Origin of the sequence: Propionivibrio sp. (assembly GCF_029255185.1) — a bacterium.
Lineage (GTDB): Bacteria > Pseudomonadota > Gammaproteobacteria > Burkholderiales > Rhodocyclaceae > Propionivibrio.
The window spans coordinates 1-2,711 of the sequence record NZ_JAPUVO010000047.1 but is presented as its reverse complement, the minus strand read 5'-3'; the positions used below and the strand labels follow the sequence as shown (position 1 = coordinate 2,711).

Sequence of the window (2,711 nt, the reverse complement as noted above, 5' to 3'; positions counted from 1 at the left end):
TCTCGGCCTTGCCGACAATGACCGTCTGGCCGAACTCGCCGCGCCGTTTCTGGCGGCGGCGTTGGGGCAAGACCTGACGGCGGCGGAGCGCGGCCTGCTCAGCCGCGCCCTGCCGGACATCAAGCCACGGGTGCAGACGATCAAGGACATCGCTGACACCGCCCTGTTTTATTTCCGCGCCCTGCCGCCGGACGAGAAGGCGCAGAAGTTGCTGACGCCGGAGGCGCGGGGCCATCTGCAGGCACTGGCCGCGCTTTTGGCGGAACTGGAGGCTTTTACGCCCGAATCCATTGAAGACGCAGCGCGGGCCTATGCCGAGGCTAACGCCTTGAAATTAGGGGGAATTGCTCAGCCTTTGCGGGCGGCGCTCACTGGTTCCGCCGTCTCGCCGCCGATCTTTACCGCAGCGGCCCTGTTGGGACGCGAGGAAGTGTTGGCGCGAATTGCGGCAACGGCTTGATTTAACGCAAGAAAAGGCTATGATGCGTTGCCTTGGCGCGGTGGGCACAGCCTTTTTCCGTTAGGGTTAAGGTGTTGCCAATGTTCTTACGCTATGGTGAGGTCGCTGTGTTCGACAGCTTCTGGCGCAAGTTCCGTTGAAGAGCTTTAATCGTTTCGATATAAAGAACTTGCCCAGATTAGGCATTTTGGTTGTGGGAGTTATCAGCAATCGTGACCAACGCAGACGCCTTGCCCGACCCCCTGCCCGCCCAGACGACGGTCGGAGAAACGCGGACGCCCAACTGGCAGGATCAGGATGACTTGCTGCGCGAACTGTGGGAGCGCAATCAGTCGCCGGCGGTGATCGCCGAACAGCTTGGCCGTTCTCCCGCCGCCATCATGACCCGTGCCGTGCGCCTCGGCCTGCCGCGCCGTACGGCTCCTGGCCGCAAGCCGGGCCGTCGCATGATCGACGACACCAAAGCCTCGTTTGTCGCCGCTTCCGCCGCCAACGGGCGCGTTACGATCGAAACGGTCGAGGTTCATCAGGGACATCCCGCCTTGCGCGTTTGTCTGATGTGCCTTAATAAATTCCAGTCTGCCGGACGCCAGAACCGCATTTGCACAACATGTCGCAGTTCGTCAGAGTATGCGGCGGGCTGCAGCATTCCCGACATCAGCTTTAAAGTAGAAGTCTAACGCCCACTCGCCCTTTCGTCCCTCGACCCGCGCCAGTATATAGAGACTCTCCATGGCCCTTAAAGACGCCCTGACGACGGTCGCCAACCGCAGTACCTTTTATCGGGACGGCTATCGCTTGTTGTTGCGGATCAGCATCATTCAGGGGTTGGTCATTCTGCTGCTTACGGCCTTCATTGTCGCCATGCTGTTTTCGATGGAGACCAAGCATATCTTCTTCGCCACCACTTCCGACGGCCGCATCATCAACATCGTACCGCTCAACGAACCGTACCGCACGCGGGCCGAGGTCGTCGCCTGGTCGGCCAGCACGGCGCAGAAAGTCATGCGCCTTGGTTATCATGATTACCGCCAGCGGTTGCAGGATTCCTCCAACAACTTCACGCCGACCGGTTGGGAGAGCTTCACCAAAGCGATGAAGGAGGCGCGCATACTCGAAACGCTCGAGGCGCGTAAACTCGTCATCAACATGGAGATCGAGGCCGCGCCGGAGGTCAAGAACGCCTTCGTCAAGGACGGCATCTATACATGGTATCTGCAATTCCCCGTATCAATCAAATTCGAAGGGCAGGAGGCGCCCGGACCCATACGGGCCATGTTGATTTTGCAGGTGGTGCGCGTTTCGACGCTGCAGAACCCCGACGGCATCAGCATCGAGCAGTGGGTGGCGAAGGCGATCTGACATGCCCTCCGCAGCCCCAAAACCAAAAACGCCCGTCGCAACCAAACCCTCGGCAACGCCCGCAGGCGCGGTCGCCAACAAAGCGGTGCAGGTCAAGACGCTCGATTTCTTCTGGTTCCTGCGCGACGAACGGCCCACGCAGAACATGATCATCAACCCCGATGTCGAGATTGCCAAATACAAGCGTCTGGTCGGTCTGGTAAAGGCGCAGGCCATCGCCATCGGAGCGCTGGTTTGCGTCATCATTCTCGGCGCGCCGGTGGTGCAGACGATTTACAAATACCATGCGGTCAACCCGCACCATGATGTGCGGAACCTTGTGCCCCTGACCGGCCCGAACCTGACCAACGAGGCCGTGCTGTCCTGGGCGACCAACAGTACCGTCGAGATTCTCACGCTCGGCTTTGGCGATTTCGACCGCCAGATCCTATCCCAATATTACCGTTTCACCCCCGAAGGATGGGGAAGTTTCACCAAGGCGATCCGCGACCTTGATCTCCGCGCGACTTTCAAAAGCCGCCAGCTCGTGCTTACCACCGTCCCCCGCGACACCGCCGTCATCACCGCGCAGGGAGAAAATGAGGATCAGGAGTATGAATGGCGCATCGAACTGCCCGTTATCATGACCTACATGACGAACAATAATGTGTCACAGAAGCAGAAGTCTCTGGTCAAGCTCACGCTGGTGCGCGTGCCGGCGAATAAGAACTCGGCAGGCATCGGCATCAAGGAGTGGGCCTTGCAATAAGACGAGTCCGCTGGCGGCGCCGAAAAGTTCCTTGCAAAGCCTAGGGGCTGCTATAAACTTTATCTTAAGGGTATTCGGGTGAGAACTATGGTCGAAAATTTATCGCAAACTGATTCGGGGATGTGATTTGTCGCGAGAAAT

3 protein-coding genes and 1 pseudogene are annotated in these 2,711 nt (G+C 58.8%); all 4 read left to right on the top strand.

What is annotated here, in order from left to right:
• Positions 1-460: pseudogene (locus Q1J43_RS01120) on the top strand (hypothetical protein); the annotation flags it as partial.
• Positions 461-672: 212 nt separating this feature from the next.
• Positions 673-1,140: a hypothetical protein gene (locus tag Q1J43_RS01115; RefSeq protein ID WP_301100448.1), complete on the top strand. Its 468-nt coding sequence runs from the start codon at positions 673-675 to the stop codon at positions 1,138-1,140.
• Between the two features lie 52 nt (positions 1,141-1,192).
• The gene (locus Q1J43_RS01110) at positions 1,193-1,822 is read left to right on the top strand and encodes a DotI/IcmL/TraM family protein (RefSeq protein WP_301100447.1); all 630 of its coding nucleotides are present in this window, start codon (positions 1,193-1,195) and stop codon (positions 1,820-1,822) included.
• Between the two features lies 1 nt (position 1,823).
• Positions 1,824-2,570 (top strand): DotI/IcmL/TraM family protein, encoded by a 747-nt coding sequence (locus tag Q1J43_RS01105; protein WP_301100446.1) that lies wholly within the window; start codon positions 1,824-1,826, stop codon positions 2,568-2,570.
• Positions 2,571-2,711 lie beyond the last annotated feature (141 nt).